Annotated in this window: 17 protein-coding genes; 12 read left to right on the top strand and 5 right to left on the bottom strand. The window is 72.1% G+C overall.

Annotated features, from left to right (window positions below):
• Positions 1 to 35 precede the first annotated feature (35 nt).
• Complete coding sequence (locus OG435_RS06870) at positions 36 to 623, bottom strand: DUF5134 domain-containing protein (RefSeq protein ID WP_266875924.1); 588 nt, start codon at positions 621 to 623, stop codon at positions 36 to 38.
• 135 nt (positions 624 to 758) lie between these two features.
• On the opposite strand from OG435_RS06870, the gene OG435_RS06865 reads away from it, so the two are divergent.
• Entirely contained in the window at positions 759 to 1298 is a 540-nt protein-coding gene (locus tag OG435_RS06865; RefSeq protein ID WP_266875923.1) for a GNAT family N-acetyltransferase, read from the top strand.
• Positions 1299 to 1382: 84 nt separating this feature from the next.
• Here the strand turns inward: OG435_RS06865 and OG435_RS06860 are convergent, their stop codons facing one another.
• Together OG435_RS06860 and OG435_RS06855 are read right to left on the bottom strand one after the other, a co-directional pair.
• Positions 1383 to 2075, bottom strand: a complete 693-nt coding sequence (locus tag OG435_RS06860) for a glycerophosphodiester phosphodiesterase (RefSeq protein ID WP_266875922.1) — start codon at positions 2073 to 2075, stop codon at positions 1383 to 1385.
• Positions 2076 to 2268: 193 nt separating this feature from the next.
• The gene (locus OG435_RS06855; protein WP_266875921.1) at positions 2269 to 2892 is read right to left on the bottom strand and encodes a PadR family transcriptional regulator; all 624 of its coding nucleotides are present in this window, start codon (positions 2890 to 2892) and stop codon (positions 2269 to 2271) included.
• A gap of 49 nt (positions 2893 to 2941) precedes the next feature.
• Between OG435_RS06855 and OG435_RS06850 the strand changes: the two genes are divergently transcribed.
• From OG435_RS06850 to OG435_RS06825, 6 genes are all read left to right on the top strand, one after another.
• Positions 2942 to 4069 carry an LLM class flavin-dependent oxidoreductase gene (locus OG435_RS06850; protein WP_266875920.1) on the top strand — a complete coding sequence of 376 codons (1128 nt, stop codon included), beginning with the start codon at positions 2942 to 2944 and terminating at the stop codon, positions 4067 to 4069.
• A gap of 239 nt (positions 4070 to 4308) precedes the next feature.
• On the top strand, positions 4309 to 5388 hold the full coding sequence (locus tag OG435_RS06845; protein WP_266875919.1) for an alpha/beta hydrolase: 1080 nt from the start codon (positions 4309 to 4311) through the stop codon (positions 5386 to 5388).
• Positions 5389 to 5469: 81 nt separating this feature from the next.
• A complete protein-coding gene (locus tag OG435_RS06840; RefSeq protein WP_266875918.1) occupies positions 5470 to 6885 on the top strand; it encodes a DUF6421 family protein in 1416 nt (471 codons plus the stop codon).
• A 26-nt stretch (positions 6886 to 6911) separates the two neighbouring features.
• Positions 6912 to 7673: an SDR family NAD(P)-dependent oxidoreductase gene (locus OG435_RS06835; RefSeq protein WP_266875916.1), complete on the top strand. Its 762-nt coding sequence runs from the start codon at positions 6912 to 6914 to the stop codon at positions 7671 to 7673.
• 38 nt (positions 7674 to 7711) lie between these two features.
• Positions 7712 to 8788: a threonine aldolase family protein gene (locus OG435_RS06830; RefSeq protein ID WP_266881554.1), complete on the top strand. Its 1077-nt coding sequence runs from the start codon at positions 7712 to 7714 to the stop codon at positions 8786 to 8788.
• 51 nt (positions 8789 to 8839) lie between these two features.
• Positions 8840 to 9439: a transglutaminase-like domain-containing protein gene (locus OG435_RS06825; protein ID WP_266875915.1), complete on the top strand. Its 600-nt coding sequence runs from the start codon at positions 8840 to 8842 to the stop codon at positions 9437 to 9439.
• Here the strand turns inward: OG435_RS06825 and OG435_RS06820 are convergent.
• A complete protein-coding gene (locus OG435_RS06820; RefSeq protein ID WP_266875914.1) occupies positions 9375 to 10637 on the bottom strand; it encodes an MFS transporter in 1263 nt (420 codons plus the stop codon). The two genes, OG435_RS06825 and OG435_RS06820, sit on opposite strands and share 65 nt — an antisense overlap.
• Positions 10638 to 10845: 208 nt before the next feature.
• Between OG435_RS06820 and OG435_RS06815 the strand changes: the two genes are divergently transcribed.
• Entirely contained in the window at positions 10846 to 12060 is a 1215-nt protein-coding gene (locus OG435_RS06815) for an alginate lyase family protein (protein ID WP_266875913.1), read from the top strand.
• 90 nt (positions 12061 to 12150) lie between these two features.
• On the opposite strand, the gene OG435_RS06810 is transcribed toward OG435_RS06815, so the two are convergent.
• A complete protein-coding gene (locus OG435_RS06810; protein WP_266875912.1) occupies positions 12151 to 12873 on the bottom strand; it encodes a lysophospholipid acyltransferase family protein in 723 nt (240 codons plus the stop codon).
• A 328-nt stretch (positions 12874 to 13201) separates the two neighbouring features.
• Between OG435_RS06810 and OG435_RS06805 the strand changes: the two genes are divergently transcribed.
• From OG435_RS06805 to OG435_RS06790, 4 genes are all read left to right on the top strand, one after another.
• Positions 13202 to 13501, top strand: coding sequence for a TlpA family protein disulfide reductase (locus tag OG435_RS06805; protein WP_266881553.1), 300 nt, complete (start codon positions 13202 to 13204; stop codon positions 13499 to 13501).
• 186 nt (positions 13502 to 13687) lie between these two features.
• Positions 13688 to 14233 (top strand): flavin reductase family protein, encoded by a 546-nt coding sequence (locus OG435_RS06800; protein WP_266875911.1) that lies wholly within the window; start codon positions 13688 to 13690, stop codon positions 14231 to 14233.
• 226 nt (positions 14234 to 14459) lie between these two features.
• Entirely contained in the window at positions 14460 to 15245 is a 786-nt protein-coding gene (locus OG435_RS06795; RefSeq protein ID WP_266875910.1) for an electron transfer flavoprotein subunit beta/FixA family protein, read from the top strand.
• A gap of 56 nt (positions 15246 to 15301) precedes the next feature.
• On the top strand, positions 15302 to 16264 hold the full coding sequence (locus OG435_RS06790; RefSeq protein WP_266875908.1) for an electron transfer flavoprotein subunit alpha/FixB family protein: 963 nt from the start codon (positions 15302 to 15304) through the stop codon (positions 16262 to 16264).
• Positions 16265 to 16370: the final 106 nt, after the last annotated feature.

Below are 16370 nucleotides of genomic sequence, written 5' to 3'. Positions count from 1 at the left end.
GACGCAGGACACGTTTGGCCGTCCCGTCCGCAGGCTCACATCGTGAGCAGCATCGCCAACATGCCCATCCCCATGGCCAGTCGGCAGGCGTGGATCACCTCCGCCGGCCCGGCGGGGGCTCCGGCGCCACCAGCGGAGCCCACGGCACCCGCGCCACCCGTACCGCCGACGGTGACCAGCCGGGCGCCGCCCAGCACCACGTACCCGGCGTAGTAGAGGAGCAGCAGGCCCGTGAGCAGCGGCAGTCCGGCGCCCTGCCCGTGAGCGTGGCCGGAGGACCCGGGCGCGGCGCCCGCGCCCGTCCCGGCGGCCAGCGCCATGTAGACCATGGTCAGCGAGCCCACCAGGTGGTGCGCGTGGTGCGGGCCCCCGCGCAGCAGCCACAGGGCGTGCAGCGCCGCCCCGCAGAAGACCGCGCCCAGCACGGGCGCCTGCCAGCCGCCGCCCAGCCGCAGCGGCACCGCCATCAGGGCCATGCCGAACCCCATCGCCGCCTCCCCGGCCGCCGCGCCGCCGCCGGCTCTCCCCGCGCGCCGCAGACAGTAGGCCCCGCTCACCGCACAGAGCAGGACGAGGAGCCAGGCGGAGACGGAGGTGGCGAGGGACGTGGCGGGACCGTGCACGGCGGAACCTCCCGGTTCGTCGGCTTCACCGGAAGAGATGCCCCCTTCGCGCGGCCGTCACGCCGGGCGAGGTTAGGCTCTGTGCGACCACCGGAAGACGCACGTCGCACCACCTCGCGCAGAACGGAGCCCTCGATGCCGAGCGCCGCCCCCCAGGCCTTGACCTACCGCAGTGCCGTGGAGGCGGACATCCCGGCGCTCGTGGCGCTCGTGGAATCGGCGTACCGGGGGGATTCGAGCCGCGGCGGCTGGACCACCGAGGCCGACTTCCTGGACGGACAGCGGACCGACGCCGAGGACGTGGCGAGGATCGTCGGGCACCCCGACGGCATGCTCCTCGCCGTGGAGCGCGCCGGCGAGATCGTCTCCTGCTGCCACCTCGAACACCGCGGTGACCACGTCTACTTCGGCATGTTCGCGGTCCGCCCCGGACAGCAGGGCGGCGGGCTGGGCAAGGCGGTCATGCTGGAGGCGGAGCGCCGCGCCCGCGAGCGGTGGGCGGCCAAGGAGATGCGGATGACCGTGATCAACGTGCGGGAGGAGCTCATCGCCTTCTACGTCCGCCGCGGCTACGAGCGCACCGGCGAGATGACCCCCTTCCCCTACGGGGACGAGCGGTTCGGCGTTCCGCTCCGCGACGACCTGGCCTTCGAGCTCCTGGTCAAGACGCTGTAGTCGCGCGCGGGGCGGGGCCCACGGGCCGTCCGTGGGCCGACCGCCGTGCGCACGCCGGGTGCGCGCCGTGCGCGGTTCCGGGGGTCAGGCGGTGAAGCGGCCCGTGGAGCGGATCTCCGGGAAATCGGTGAGCACGCCGTCGAGTTCGAGGGCTCGCGCGAGGCGCAGCCGCTCCAGCGTGTTGACCGTCCACCCCGTCACGCGCAGCCCGGCCTCGTGCGCCGCCTCCACGGTGTGCAGGGTGAGGTGGCCGATGTTCAGGGCCACCGTCTCCGCGCCCGCCAGCGCGGCCCGGGCGACGACCTCCCCGGCGTCCGCCGGGGTCTGGTTCGCGTAGAGCACGGTCCGTACGCCCGGCACCAGTCGGGCCGCCTCCACGAGCACCTCGTCGTGGAAGGAGGCCACTTCCACCCGGCCGGTCAGATCGCGGCGCAGCAGCAGCTCCGCGAAGGCAGCGACGGCGGCGAGGTCGTGGACCTGGATCCGGAGCGGGGCGCGGACGGCGTCGAGGACCTCCTCCACGACCGGCACGTGCTCGCCGTCCCCCGCGTTCAGCTCGCGCAGTTCGGCCAGGGTCAGATCGGCCACGGCTCCCGTACCGTCGGTGGTCCGGTCGATCTCGGCGTCGTGCAGGACGACGAGGGCGCCGTCCTTGCTGAGCCGCACGTCGAGCGCGACGACGTCCATGCCGGAACGTTCCGCGCGGACGAACGAGCGCAGCGTGTTCTCCGGTTCGACACCCATGACCCCGCGGTGCCCGATGGTGAGGAAAGTCAAGGTTCTCTCGCTTCCGTCGACGGCGGCCCCGCGCGGTCGCGGTGTCCCGACCGGCCCGCGCGCGATACTGAGGACGCATGCTAGTGCGCCTCCCGTGCGATGAAACCGCCTTTGCGGGGCCTCCGCAACGTCGTCGGACCGCTCCCCTACGGGCCCGCCGGGGGCCGCAGAGCCCCCGGCGCGGCCCGCGTGGTCACCCGGGGGTGGGCGCGTCCCCACCGGCTTGACGTTCCCGCGCGCGCGGGTCCTCCAGGCCTTCCAGATCCGCGAGCAGGGCCCGCGTCAGCTCCAGTTCGGCCAGGTGCTGGCGCTCGCTCCAGCGCAGGGCGAGTACGGGGAAGGCCCAGTCGGGCTCGGTGGCCGCGTGCGCCATGGCCTCTCGTACGGAGGCCAACTCCTCGGTGGTGCGCTCCAGATGCTCGGTCACCATCGCGCGCAGCCGCTCCGGCTCGGCCAGGTGCCCGAGCCAGACCCGCAGCAGCAGCCCGTGCTTGAGCACCGGGGGGCCCGCGTCGGCCACGTCGGAGGCCCAGCCGGCCAGCGCCTCGCGCCCGGCGGGGGTGATGCCGTAGCGGCGCTTGGCCCGCGCCTCCTCGGGTCCCGAGCGCACGGAGGCGACGTAGCCGAGCTCCTCTAGGCGGCGCAGTTCGGCGTAGATCTGGCTGATGGCCGGGGACCAGTAGAAGAAGCGCAGGGAGGAGTCCGCCCACTTCTTCAGCTCGTAGCCGGTCCGCTCTCCGGGGAAGGAGAGCAGGCCGAGCACCGCCCACGCGGTCGGTGGAAGCTCTTGCTTCTTCGATGTCTGACTACTAGTCATATTCCGAATAGAAGTGAGACCGGGTACGGGACGCAACCCTGGAGGCACCGTGAAATTCTCCGTGATCTTCGAAGCTCAGCTCGCCGACCCGACCGTGGAACGGGAGCACCAGGTCATCCGGGACTGCGTCGAGCAGGCGGTGCTCGCCGAGCGGATGGGGTTCGACCGGATCTGGGCCGTGGAGCACCACTCCCTGAAGTGGTACGCACACATGAGTGCCCCCGAGATCTTCCTGACCTGGGTCGCGGCCCGGACCAACACCATACGCATCGGGCACGGAGTCGTGTGCATGCCCTTCGCCTTCAACCACCCCGTCCGGGTCGCCGAGCGCGCCGCGATGCTCGACCTGCTGTCCGGCGGGCGGGTCGACCTCGGGGCCGGGCGGGGCGGCACCGTGCAGGAGACCTCGCTGTGCGGGGTGGACAGGGACCGCACCACCGCGGAGGTCGAGGAGGCCCTGCGGATCATCGGGAAGGCCTGGCAGGAGGAGGAGCTGGAGTACCACGGGGAGCTCATCGACATCGATCCGCACCCGATCCTGCCGCGGCCGAGCCAGCGGCCCCACCCGCCGCTGTTCCTCGCGTGCAGCCGGGCCGAGACCCTGGTGCAGGCCGCGGAGCTGGGCGTCGGGGCGCTGGTGATGGGATTCGCCGGGCCCGAGTCCATTGCGGGGATGCGCTCCGTCTACGACGCGGCGATCGCCGGCCGCGACGGCGGCCGGTTCGTCTCGACGGCCGTCAACGACCACTTCTCGGTGCTCTGCCCGACGATCGTGCTCGACGACCCCGAGGAGGCGCGGAGGATCGGGATCCGGGGGCAGCGGTTCTTCGCGCAGTCCATCGGCCACTGGTACGGCGGGGCGGGGGTGCCGGACGAGGCGGTGGTCGCGGGCGCGGACGAGGGGGCGGAGATGCGCAGGGCGGCCGAGCAGGTGGTGGCCCGGCTGCACGAGCAGGACATCCCGGTACGGCCCACCGCGACGGCCACCTTCAACGCGGACCACGCCTACGGCAGCGCGGACGAGGCGATCGCGTACGTGGAGCGGCTGCGGGAGGCCGGGGCCGACGAGATCATGTGCCTGATCCAGATGGGCACCGTGCCGCAGGAGGCCTGCCTGGAGACCCTGCGCCAGTGGGGCGAGAAGGTCATCCCGCACTTCGCGGACCGGCGGGCGTAGGGGCTGCCGCCGTGACGGATGCGACTGCGGGGGCTGCTAGGGCTGCTGGGGCCGGCGAGCCGAACAGGGCCGACGGGCCGGGCGGGGCCGACGAGCCGGACAGGACCGACGGGGCAGGCGGGGTCGGCTGGGCTGCGGGGGCTGGTGGGGTGGCCAGGGCCGACAGGGCCGCGGGGGCTGATGGGTTGGCCAGGTTCGACAGGGCCGCAGGGGTCGACGAGCCGGACAGGACCGATGGGGTGGGCGGCGCCGACAGGGCTGCGGGGGCTGGTGGGCCGGGCAGGGGTGATGGGTCCGGTGGGGTCGGCCGGGGTGGCGGGCTCGCCTCGGGTGACCGGCTCGATCCCGTCGCGCGGCCCTACGCCGATGCGCTGGCCTCGCTCTTTCCCGACCTCGGGGGGCGCGTCACCGATGCCGAAGAGGCCCGCCGGATTCTCGCCGCGGTGCCCGCGACGGCCCGGCCGGCCGTCGTGGGGATCGTGGAGGACCGGGAGGTCCCGGGGCCGGCCGGGGCGCCGCCGGTTCCCGTGCGCGTCTACTACCCGGACCCGGACCCGGAGCCATGGCCCGGGCCCCGGCCGACCGTGGTGTTCTGCCACGGGGGCGGCTGGGTCCTGGGCGACCTCGACGGCTACGACGCCACCGCGCGGGCGCTCTGCCGGGCCTCCGGCGCCGTCCTGGTCTCCGTCGACTACCGGCGGGCGCCCGAGGCCCGTTTCCCCGCCGCCGTCCACGACGCGTACGCCGCACTGTGCTGGGCCGGCGCACACCTCGACGAGCTCGGCGGCGACCCGGACGCCCTGGTCGTGGCCGGCGACAGCGCCGGCGGGAACCTCGCCGCCGCCTCCTGCCTGCTGGCGCGCGACCAGGGTGGCCCGGCCGTCGCGCTCCAGGTGCTGATCTACCCCTGCCTGGACGCCGCCCAGGACACCGGGTCCTACCGGAGCAACGCCGAGGGGTACTTCCTGACCGCGGCGCACCTGCGCTGGTTCTGGGAGCAGTACCTCGGCCCCGGCGGCGACGGCCGCCATCCGCTGGCCTCCCCGCTCCTCGCGGACCCGCGGGGGCTCCCGCCCGCCTACGTGGTGGTCGCCGGCTGCGATCCGCTGCGGGACGAGGGGGAGGCGTACCACCACCGGCTGCTCGGCGCGGGGGTCCGTTCGGCCCTTGACTCCCACCCCGGGATGTTCCACGGATTCCTCGCGCTGGCCGGAGTGCTTCCCGAGGCCCGGCAGGCCTTGGCGCGCCTGGGGGAAGTCATCGACTCCACGCGCAAGAACGGGAAGACTTCCGGTGAAACTGGGGGTGACGCAGGATAATTTCCCGGATCTCCTCTTGAGTGGGAGAGCCTCACCCGCTTACGCTGTGCCGACGTGAGGTTCTCCTGTGGAGGAAGTGACATGACGGAAACTCTTGTGCCGGGTATCGGCGGTGCCGTGATAACCGCCGGTGTACGGGTGGTCGACCACCCGGCGTGGCCCGAGCTCAAGGCCGCCGTGGAGGAGATCCGGCCCTGGCAGTCGGCCGACGGCTCCATCGACTTCGAGGCCGAGGGGTCGCACATCCGCGAAGCCGCCCCGGTCGTGGTCCAGCGCGTGATCGAGGGCATCGAGGCGCTGTCGCCACTGCTCCCGCACGGTGCCGCGTACCACCGCGCCCTCATCGGCGACCTGCGCAAGTGGGCCGACGGCGGCTTCGGCGTGCCCGACTTCCTCGACTCCCTGCTGGCCTTCGCCCCGGCCGCCGAGCGCGCCGACGGGCTCCAGCACCTCGTGGTCTTCCCTATGTACACGCAGAACGGCAACCCGGACCGCAACCTCGAAGCCGTCGTGCTGAAGATGGTGTGGCCCGAGTGGCTCTCCGAGCTGGAGCGCACCCGGTACGACAACCCGCTCTTCCTCGGCATCACCTTCGAGGACTTCACCCCGGGCTACGACACGCACTCCGCCGTGCTCTTCCCGGAGACCATCGCGGTCCGCGAGGCCCCCGAGCGCTTCACCTGGGGCGGCATCTTCTGCGACCGCGAGGCCGCCCGCTACCGCAAGGTCACCGAGGCCGCCGTGGACATCCTGGGCATCGAGCTGCCCGAGGACATCGCCCGGATGGTCGAGGACCAGGAGCGCTGCGAGAAGGCCTTCGTCCTGTGGGACATGGTCCACGACCGCACCCACAGCCACGGAGACCTGCCGTTCGACCCCTTCATGATCAAGCAGCGCCAGCCGTTCTGGATGTACGGGCTGGAGGAGCTGCGCTGCGACCTCACCGCCTTCAAGGAGGCCGTGAAGCTGGAGTCCGAGGGCAACGAGCACGGCCGCGACGTGCAGTACGCCGTCCTCTTCGACCGGATGTTCCGCTTCCCGGTGTCCGGCGACCGCAACCGGAACTACGACGGCCTCGGTGGCCAGCTCCTCTTCGCGTACCTCCACAAGCACGACGTCGTGCGCTGGACGGACAACAAGCTGAAGATCGACTGGATGCGCGCCCCGCAGGTCACCAACCAGCTGTGCGCCGAGATCGAGGACCTCTACCGGGCCGGCATCGACCGTCCGAAGCTGGTCCACTGGTTCAAGGCGTACGACCTGGTCGCCGAATACCTCGCCCCCCACCCGGGCTCCAAGTGGGCCAAGGGACCCGACGCCCTGGACCTGACGCAGCCGCCGCGCAAACTCGTGGACGACGTGCTTCCGGACGAGTTTCCGCTGAGCATGTTCTATGAGGCCCTGGCCAAGAAGCTCAAGGGCGTGATCGCCTCGACCAAGGGCATCACGGCAGGGAACGCCGCGGAACGCGAGTCCGCCGCGCGGGTCGCCGCGTGAGCGCTCGCCCACAGGAGGCTGCACAGATGAACGGCTCCGGTAACGGGAACGGGAAGCTCCACGGGGCGGTAGTGGCGGTGGCGGGGGCCGGCGGCCCCGCCGGCCACGCCACCCTGCTCCGCCTCGCCGAGGCGGGAGCCGTGGTCGTCGCCTCCGACGCCGACGCGGCCCGGCTCGCGGAGGCGGTGGATGCGGCGCGCTACGCCCACGGCGGCGCCACCATCACCGGCGACACCGTCGACCTGCTCGACCTGGAGGCCACCAAGGCCTGGGCCGAGCAGACCGAGAAGGAGTTCGGCCGCATCGACGGCCTGGTCCACCTCGTCGGAGGCTGGCGCGGCAGCAAGACCTTCACCGACGTCGACCTCGCGGACTGGGCCTTCCTGGAGAAGCTCCTCATCCGCACGGTCCAGCACACCTCCCTCGCCTTCCACGACGGGCTGCTGCGCAGTGACCGCGGACGCTACGTCCTGGTCAGCCAGTCCGGCGCGCACAAGCCGGTCGCCAACAACGCCGCGTACAACGCGGGCAAGGCGGCGGCCGAGGCCTGGACGCTCGCGATGGCGGATTCCTTCCGCAAGGCGGGTGGCGAGGGCGGTCCGGGCTCCGCTGCTGCGATCCTGGTGATCAAGGCATTGGTACACGACGCGATGCGCGCCGAGCGTCCCACTGCGAAGTTCGCGGGCTTCACCGACGTCAAGGAGCTGGCCGAGGCCATCGCCGGCGTCTGGGAGCGGTCCGCCTCCGATGTGAACGGACAGCGCCTGTGGCTCACCCCCCAACCGTGAAGACCGGTGCCGCGAAGGCCGGCACCGTGAAGACCGCGATACGCAAGTCCGCGGCGAAGACGGACGCCCGCCGGCACCACGACCCGGCGGTGCGCGGGTTCGCGAGCGACAACTACGCCGGGATCCACCCGGAGATCCTCGCGGCCATCGCGCTCGCCAACGGGGGCCACCAGGTCTCCTACGGCGACGACGGGTACACCGAGAACCTGCAGCAGGTCTTCCGCGGACACTTCGGCCCGCACGCCGAGGCCTACCCGGTCTTCAACGGCACCGGCGCCAACGTGACCGCCCTGCAGGCGCTCACCGACCGCTGGGGCGCGGTGGTCTGCGCCGAGTCGGCGCACATCAACGTCGACGAGGGCGGCGCGCCGGAGCGGATGGCGGGCCTCAAGCTGCTCACCGTCCCCACCCCGGACGGCAAGCTCACCCCCGAGCTCATCGACCGGCAGGCCTGGGGCTGGGAGGACGAGCACCGGGCGATGCCGCAGGTGGTCTCGATCACCCAGAACACGGAGCTCGGCACGGTCTACACCGTGGACGAGATCCGCGCCATCTGCGAGCACGCGCACGCCAAGGGCATGAAGGTCCACCTCGACGGCGCCCGGATCGCCAACGCCGCGGCCTCGCTCGACGTACCGATGCGCAGCTTCACCAACGCGGTCGGCGTGGACGTGCTGTCCTTCGGTGGCACCAAGAACGGGATGATGGCCGGAGAGGCCGTCGTCGTGCTGAACCCGGACGCCGTCCGGCAGATGAAGCACATCCGCAAGATGTCGATGCAGCTCGCCTCCAAGATGCGCTTCGTGTCGGTGCAGCTCGAAGCGCTCCTCGCGAAGGACCTGTGGCTGCGCAACGCCCGTCACGCCAACGCGATGGCGCAGCGGCTGGCGGCCGGGGTGCGCGAGACCGACGGGGTGGAGATCCTCTACCCGGTGCAGGCGAACGCCGTGTTCGCGCGGCTCCCGCACGAGGTCTCGCGGCGGCTGCAGGAGCGCTACCGCTTCTACTTCTGGGACGAGATCGCGGGCGACGTCCGGTGGATGTGCAGCTACGACACCCAGGAGGAGGACGTCGACGGCTTCCTCCAGGCGCTGAAGGAAGAGCTCGCACGCTAGTGGCATAAATCTATAGGCATGCAGTCGGATGCATGAGTATGCTCCTGGATCATGGAACTGATCCAGGAGCATTCCGACGTTGCCGCCTATCTGGCGGCCGATGAAGCGGTCGACCACGGCCATCCACTGGTCGAAGAGACCGCCGACGCGCTATGGACGGCCACCGGCGACGCATATTCATACGCCAAGGCGGCCTTCGAGTTCGTCCGTGACACCATCCCGCACTCCGCCGACTTCGGGGACGACCGCGTCTCCTGGCGCGCCTCCGACGTCCTGGGGACGCGCAACGGGATCTGCTACGCCAAATCCCACGCGCTGGCCGCACTGCTGCGCAACCGGGGCATCCCGGCCGGCTTCTGCTACCAGCTCCTGTGCGACGACGACGGTTCCCACCCCGTCATCCACGGCCTCGTCGCGCTGCGCCTGCCCGGCAGCGAGGACTGGGCCCGGGTGGACCCGCGGGGCAACAAGCCCGGTGTGGAAGCCCAGTTCACCCTCGACCGCGAACAACTGGCCTTCCCGGTCCGCCCCGAACTCGGCGAGATCGACTACCCGGGGGTGTACGCGGCACCCCACCCGGCCCCCCTCAAGGCGCTCCAGGAGTCCGTGGACCGGCCGCAGTTGTGGCGGAACCTCCCGACGGCGCTGTAGCCGCCGGGGCGGCGGCGCCGGCCGTCTCCCGTACGCGCCCGCGCGCCGTCACCACGGTGTGCAGCAGGGCGGCGGCCAGCTGCAGGACCGCGATCGCGAGCACCAGGATCCAGGGCGGTACGTCGGCGGCGAGCCCCACGAGGGCGGCGCCCGTGGACGCGGCCGTCACCTTCAGCCCGGCGCCGAGCGTGAACACCTGGGTCCGCGTCCCGTCGGGCGCGAACTCCGAGCGGATCCGCAGGGTGGCCGTCAGCAGCGGCCCGTCGCACACCCCGGCCGCGGTGAACGCCACGGCGGCGAGCGGGAGGGACGGGGTGAACGCGGCCACCGTCAGCGCCACCCCGGTCGCCGCCATGGCCCAGCGGCCGAGCCGGCCCGCGGGGACGGCCGTGATCCTGCCCAGCGTCAGGGAGCCGGTCAGGGCGCCCAGGGCGAAGGCGGTCATCAGTACGCCGCCACCGCCCGGGCTGCCGAGCGAGGTGGCCAGGAGGACCGAGGTGACGGTGAGCGCCCCGAGGCCCAGGAAGGCCAGGGTCGTGGCCGAGGTGATGGCTCGCAGCTCCCGGATCCGCCACAGGGCGGCCAGCCCGGCGCCCATCCCGACCCGGGGTGAGCCGGGGCCCGGCGCCGGGCTTCCGTGCGGGCTCCCGTACGGAAGGGTCGCCGCCAGCGCCGCCGCCAGCGCGCCGGACGCGGCCAGCAGCGCCATCGCGGGCCCGGCCGAACCGAAGGCCGCGACGAGGCTCACGGCCGCCGGGGCGGTCACCGCCGCGCCGTTGTAGGTCGAGGCGTCCCAGCCGTACGCCCGGTCGCGCGCGGGGCCGGCCGGAACCAGCCCCGCCACCAGGCTCGACAGCCCGCCCGTCACCATCGGCCCGCAGGAGCCGCCGAGCACCGCCACCGCGAGCACGACCGGCGTCGGAGCCCGCCCGAGCAGCAGCGCCAGGGCCGCCACGGCCGTGGTGAATCCCGCCAGGGCGCCCACGTGGAAGAGGCGGGGCCGGCGCGACCTGGCCGCGGCGGCGCCCGCGAGCGGAGCCGCGAGCACGTGCGGGGCCAGCCAGGCGGTCAGGACGAACGCGCCGTGGGCGGCGCTCCCGGTGCGCTGGAGAGCGAGCAGCACGACGGCCATGGCCATGCCCTCGGAGGCGAAGCGCGCGGTCAGTGCGGCGGCCAAGTACCGTCCGAGCCCCGGCATCCCGGCCCCTTTCGCCGGATGACGTGGCAGAGGGTGTGAGGCTACGCCATACGGGTGTAGGACGAAAGGATCGCGGTTTTCGGTCAATAGGAAACTTTCCTGTCTGACATCGTTGTCAGCCTGGCATGCGCATGCGTATCTTCGGCCGCACGGATCCCCCCACGGACCCTCCACCTCCGATCTCCGACCTCCGACCGGAAGGCGCTTCATGCGTTACGGAGTCCCCGCCGGGCTGCTCGCCGGGGCCCTGGGCCTGGTCGCGGCGCTGACCCTCGCCCCCACCTCGGCCGCCGTCACCCCCACCCCCACCCCTGCCGTACCCGCAGCCGCCCCCGCGGCCTTCGCCCACCCCGGAGTCCTCACCAGCCGCGCCCAACTGGACTTCCTACGGGCCAAGGTGCAGGCCGGGCAGCAGCCGTGGAAGGCGGCGTTCGACGACATGCTCGCGAGCCGGTACGGCTCGCTGTCCCGGACGCCCAAGCCGCGCGAGACCGTCGAATGCGGCTCCTACTCCAACCCCAACCTCGGCTGCACCGACGAGCGGGAGGACGCCATAGCCGCGTACACCGACGCGCTCGCCTGGTACATCACCCGCGACGCCCGGTACGCGAGGAAGTCGATCGAGCTGATGGACGCCTGGTCCGCGCGGATCAAGGACCACACCAACAGCAACGCCCCGCTGCAGAGCGGCTGGGCGGGCTCCACCTGGCCGCGCGCCGCCGAGATCGTCAAGCACACCTACACGGGCGGCTGGCCCAACCAGGGGCGCTTCGCCACGATGCTGCGCGAGGTCTACCTGCCCGAGGTGATCGGCGGGAAGCCGAACAGCAACGGCAACTGGGAACTGATCATGATGGACGCCGCCGTCGGCATCTCCGTCCACCTCGACGACCGCGCGAGCTACGACAAGGCGATGGCGGTCTACCTCGGCCGGGTGCCCGCCTACTTCTACCTGACCTCCGACGGACCGCAGCCCAAGTACCCCCCGCGCTCCACCATCGACACCAGGAGCGAGCTGATCGACTACTGGCACGGCCAGAGCACCTTCGTGGACGGTCTGGCGCAGGAGACCTGCCGTGACTTCGGCCACACCGGGATGGGCATCGCGGCGGCCATGCACGTGGCGGAGACCTCGCGCATCCAAGGGCGCGACCTGTACCCGGAGTTCAAGGACCGGTTCCGGCACGCGCTGGGCTTCCACGCCAGGTACGAACTCGGTGAGGCCGCGCCCTCCTGGCTGTGCGGCGGAAGCCTGACCAAGGGCCTGGGCCCGGCCACCGAGGTCGGCTACAACGCCCTGCATACCCGGCTCGGCGTCACGATGGAGAACACCCGCCGGCTCACCGAGGGCCGCCGCCCGGCGGGAACCGAGAACCACTTCGAGGCGTGGGAGACGCTGACCCACGCGGAGAACCCGAACTGACGCACCCGCTACGGCAGAGCAAGGCCACCTACGGCAGAGCGCGGCCCCGCCCATCGGGCGGGGCCGCGCTCGCTCGTCGCAGGGCAGGCCTCAGCCGGCTTCCTTGACCTGCGCCGGGGTGGGCGCGGTGCCGCCGAGGTGGGCCGGCAGCCACCAGGAGTCCTCGGCACCACTGGGCTTGGCCGGGTAGGCGGCCTGAGCGGCGTCCAGCAGCTCCTGCACCCGCTCGCGCAGCCGGCGGGTGATGGCCCCCGCGTACTGGTCGGAGGGCGCCTCCAGCGGCTCGCCCACCCGCATCGTCACCGGGATGTGGCTGCGCTTGAGGTCCTTGGGGCGGCCCTTGGTCCACATCCGCTGCGTTCCCCACAGCGCCACCGGGATCAGCGGGACGCCGGCCTCCTGGGCCATGCGCGCCGCACCGGACTTGAAGCTCTTGAGCGTGAAGGACTGGGAGATCGTCGCCTCCGGGAACACGCCGATGATCTCGCCGGAGCGCAGCGAGTCGAGCGCGTGCTGGTAGGCCGTCTCGCCCTGGGCGCGGTCCACCGGGATGTGCTTCATCGCGCGCATCAGCGGACCGGACACCTTGTGCCGGAACACCGACTCCTTCGCCATGAAGCGCACGAGCCGCTTCTGCGGGCGCGCGGTCAGGCCGGCGAAGATGAAGTCGAGGTAGCCGATGTGGTTCGACACCAGAACCGCCCCGCCCTTGCGCGGGATGTTCTCGGTGCCCTTCATGTCGATGCGGACGTCGAGCGCACGGAAGAGGGTGTGCGCGGCACCGATAACCGGGGGGTAGACGAGCTCAGCCATGGTGGGGAGACCCCGCTTTCTGCCTGGAGGTGCTCCCGGCCGGAAGTTACGGCAGCGTAGGTACGCGGCCATGGGGATCGTGCCCCATACGCGAGCCGCAGGCCAGTCCAGAGGCCCGTGCCCGGCGAGATTCTCGTCACGCCGGGAATGCGGCGGGTCCGCGGGGCGCTCCGATCAGCGTACGACCGTACCGGGATGATGGACGAGTGCCCGGTCGGGCCAGGTGGCGGCGAAGACGGGAGCGCGGGTGCGCGCAGGCGAGCGGGACGCGGGCGAGCGGGACGAGGGCGCGGGGGCGGGCCGGGGCGCGAACCGGGGCGCGGGCCGCCTGGGCGTCGCCGAGTTGGGTGCCGAGCCGGGTGAGCGGGCGACGCTCGTGCAGTTCTCCAGCGCCTTCTGCCAGCCCTGCCGGGCTACCCGGCGGATCCTGGACGAGGTCGCGGCCATGGTCGGGGGCGTCCGGCACATCGAGATCGACGCCGAGAAGAACCTGGACCTCGTACGGGCCCTCGGCATCGAGAAGACCCCGACCGTACTGGTCCTGGACGCGGCGGGCCGGATCGTGCGGCGGGCCGCCGGCATGCCGCGCAAGGCGGACGTGATCGCCGCCCTGGGCGCCGCGGTATGACGCGGACGCGGGCGCGGAACTCGCCCGGGCGCGGGCGCCGGGGGCGTCCGGTGAGCCGGTATACGCGTCCGCACGCAGCGTGACGCGCCCTACATCTGGCCGCTGAGGCTTGACTGTGTACACGAGAGATCGCCAGGCTTGCGATATGCGGTATGAACTCCTGCTTTACGGACGGGGCACCTCCTGATGACGGCTCCGACGGCTCCTTCCCCACGGGCCGGCGCAGGCCTGCCCGGCTCGCCCGCGCTGTTGCGCTCGGTGTTCCGCCGGCACGCCGCGGGCGTCGCCGTGATCACAGCCGAGACCGGTGGCAGGCCGGCGGGTTTCACCGCGACCTCGCTCAACTCGGTCTCGGCCGACCCCCCGCTCATGTCGTTCACCATCGGCACCGGGTCCTCCAGCTGGCCCGCGATACGGGACTCCGAGCACCTCGGGGTCCACATACTCGGCGAGCACCAGGGGGAGTTGGCCGGTCTGTTCGCCCGCAACGGCGCCGACCGCTTCGGGCCGGCCACCGACTGGACGCCCGGCCCGCACGGGGTTCCGGTCCTGGGCGGAGTCCTGGCCTGGCTGGTGTGCCGGGTCGTGGCGCGGGTTCCGGCGGGCGAGCACCGGGTGATCATCGCGGAGGCGGTCGCCGGGGACCCGGCGGGGGACCCCGTCGGGGATCCGGCCGGCGAGGGCCGTCCGCTGCTGTACCACCAGGGGCGCTTCAACGCGCTGCGGGACTGAATCGTCTCAACGCGTCGAGGGACTGAATCGTCCCTGCTGGGGCCGGTTCCACCGGCGTTGGCCAGATCACAGTTCACCGGCCTTGCAACCTGGCGGGACCCGCTGTGTACTGACGAGTAACATTCCTGACGGGGCGCGGGCCGCCCCGGCGGGAACGGCCCGAGATGGCGCCTATGCTGCCTGCACAAGGCGGTACCAGAAATGTCGATGCGGTAGGAGAGCCGGCGTGAGCCTGAGGATCGTTGTCTGTGTGAAGTACGTGCCCGACGCCACTGGCGACCGGCAGTTCACCGAAGACCTGACCGTCAACCGTGACGACGTCGACGGCCTGCTGTCGGAGCTCGACGAGTACGCCGTCGAGCAGGCGCTGCAGATCGCCGACGAGGCCGACGACGCGGAGATCACCGTCCTGACGGTGGGCCCCGAGGACGCGAAGGACGCGCTGCGCAAGGCGCTGTCCATGGGTGCCGACAAGGCCATCCACGTCGAGGACGACGACCTGCACGGCAGCGACGTCATCGCGACCTCGCTGGTGCTCGCCAAGGCCATCGAGAAGGCCGGCTACGACCTGGTCGTCACGGGCATGGCCTCGACCGACGGCACCATGGGTGTCCTCCCGGCGATCCTGGCCGAGCGCCTGGGCGTCCCGCAGGTCACCCTCCTCTCCGAGGTCAAGGTCGCGGACGGCGTCGTGACCGGCCGCCGCGACGGCGACACCGCGAGCGAGCAGCTGGAGGCCTCCCTTCCGGCGCTCGTCTCGGTGACGGACCAGTCGGGCGAGGCCCGCTACCCGTCCTTCAAGGGCATCATGGCCGCCAAGAAGAAGCCGGTGGAGTCCTGGGACCTGGAGGAGCTGGAGATCGAGTCCGACGAGGTCGGTCTCGAAGGCTCCTGGACCGCGGTCGACTCCGCGACCCAGCGTCCGGCCCGCACCGCCGGCACGATCGTCAAGGACGAGGGCGAGGGCGGCAAGTCGCTGGCCGAGTTCCTGGCCGGCCAGAAGTTCATCTAGAGCTTCGGTCCCCTCTCGATCCCCCCTGACTACTTCGCATTCGCAGGAGCATCCCCATGGCTGAAGTCCTCGTCTACGTCGACCACGTCGACGGCGCCGTCCGCAAGCCCACCCTCGAACTGCTGACGCTGGCCCGCCGCATCGGCGAGCCCGTCGCCGTCGCCCTCGGCGCCGGTGCCGAGGCCACCGCCGCCGTGCTCGCCGAGCACGGCGCCGTCAAGGTCCTCACCGCCGACGCCCCGGAGTTCTCCGACTACCTCGTCGTACCGAAAGTGGACGCGCTCCAGGCCGCGTACGACGCTGTCTCCCCGGCGGCCGTCCTCCTCCCCTCCTCCGCGGAGAACAAGGAGATCGGCGCCCGCCTGGCCGTCCGCATCGGCTCCGGCATCATCACCGACGCCACCGACCTGGAGGCGGGTGACGAGGGTCCGGTCGCGACGCAGGCCGCGTTCGCCGCGTCCTTCAGCACCAAGTCCCGCGTCTCCAAGGGCATCCCGGTCATCACCGTGAAGCCGAACTCGGCCCCGGTCGAGGCCGCCCCGGCCGCCGGCGCCGTCGAGGCGCTCGCCGTCACCTTCGGCGCCCTGGCCACCGGCACCAAGGTCACCTCGCGCACCCCGCGCGAGTCGACCGGCCGCCCCGAGCTGACCGAGGCCGCGATCGTGGTCTCCGGCGGCCGCGGCGTCAACGGCGCCGAGAACTTCCACCTCATCGAGGCCCTCGCGGACTCCCTCGGTGCGGCCGTCGGCGCCTCGCGCGCCGCCGTGGACGCCGGCTGGTACCCGCACTCCAACCAGGTCGGCCAGACCGGCAAGTCGGTCTCCCCGCAGCTGTACATCGCCTCCGGCATCTCGGGCGCGATCCAGCACCGGGCCGGCATGCAGACGTCCAAGACGATCGTCGCGATCAACAAGGACGCCGAGGCCCCGATCTTCGACCTGGTCGACTACGGCGTGGTCGGCGACCTCTTCGCCGTCGTCCCGCAGCTGACCGACGAGATCAAGGCGCGCAAGGGCTAAAACCCTGCCGCAGGCGCTGACCTGCGGGTAAGTGGTCTCCGGGGCCGTGTGGTGTTTCTCACCACACGGCCCCGAGTCGTTTGTCCAGGACGGCGCAGCGACCATT

Origin of the sequence: Streptomyces sp. NBC_01264 (assembly GCF_026340675.1) — a bacterium.
GTDB lineage: Bacteria > Actinomycetota > Actinomycetes > Streptomycetales > Streptomycetaceae > Streptomyces.
Note: the sequence above shows the minus strand (reverse complement) of the source record. Positions and strands in the feature narration are given on the sequence as shown.

What these genes read in the sequence shown, in the direction of transcription:
- OG435_RS06865 (WP_266875923.1), top strand. Translation starts at nt 759, where the DNA reads ATGCCGAGCGCCGCCCCCCAGGCCTTGACCTACCGCAGTGCCGTGGAG.
- OG435_RS06855 (WP_266875921.1), bottom strand. Translation starts at nt 2,892, where the DNA reads ATGACTAGTAGTCAGACATCGAAGAAGCAAGAGCTTCCACCGACCGCG.
- OG435_RS06840 (WP_266875918.1), top strand. Translation starts at nt 5,470, where the DNA reads ATGACGGAAACTCTTGTGCCGGGTATCGGCGGTGCCGTGATAACCGCC.
- OG435_RS06835 (WP_266875916.1), top strand. Translation starts at nt 6,912, where the DNA reads ATGAACGGCTCCGGTAACGGGAACGGGAAGCTCCACGGGGCGGTAGTG.
- OG435_RS06825 (WP_266875915.1), top strand. Translation starts at nt 8,840, where the DNA reads ATGGAACTGATCCAGGAGCATTCCGACGTTGCCGCCTATCTGGCGGCC.
- OG435_RS06820 (WP_266875914.1), bottom strand. Translation starts at nt 10,637, where the DNA reads ATGCCGGGGCTCGGACGGTACTTGGCCGCCGCACTGACCGCGCGCTTC.
- OG435_RS06815 (WP_266875913.1), top strand. Translation starts at nt 10,846, where the DNA reads ATGCGTTACGGAGTCCCCGCCGGGCTGCTCGCCGGGGCCCTGGGCCTG.
- OG435_RS06810 (WP_266875912.1), bottom strand. Translation starts at nt 12,873, where the DNA reads ATGGCTGAGCTCGTCTACCCCCCGGTTATCGGTGCCGCGCACACCCTC.
- OG435_RS06800 (WP_266875911.1), top strand. Translation starts at nt 13,688, where the DNA reads ATGACGGCTCCGACGGCTCCTTCCCCACGGGCCGGCGCAGGCCTGCCC.
- OG435_RS06790 (WP_266875908.1), top strand. Translation starts at nt 15,302, where the DNA reads ATGGCTGAAGTCCTCGTCTACGTCGACCACGTCGACGGCGCCGTCCGC.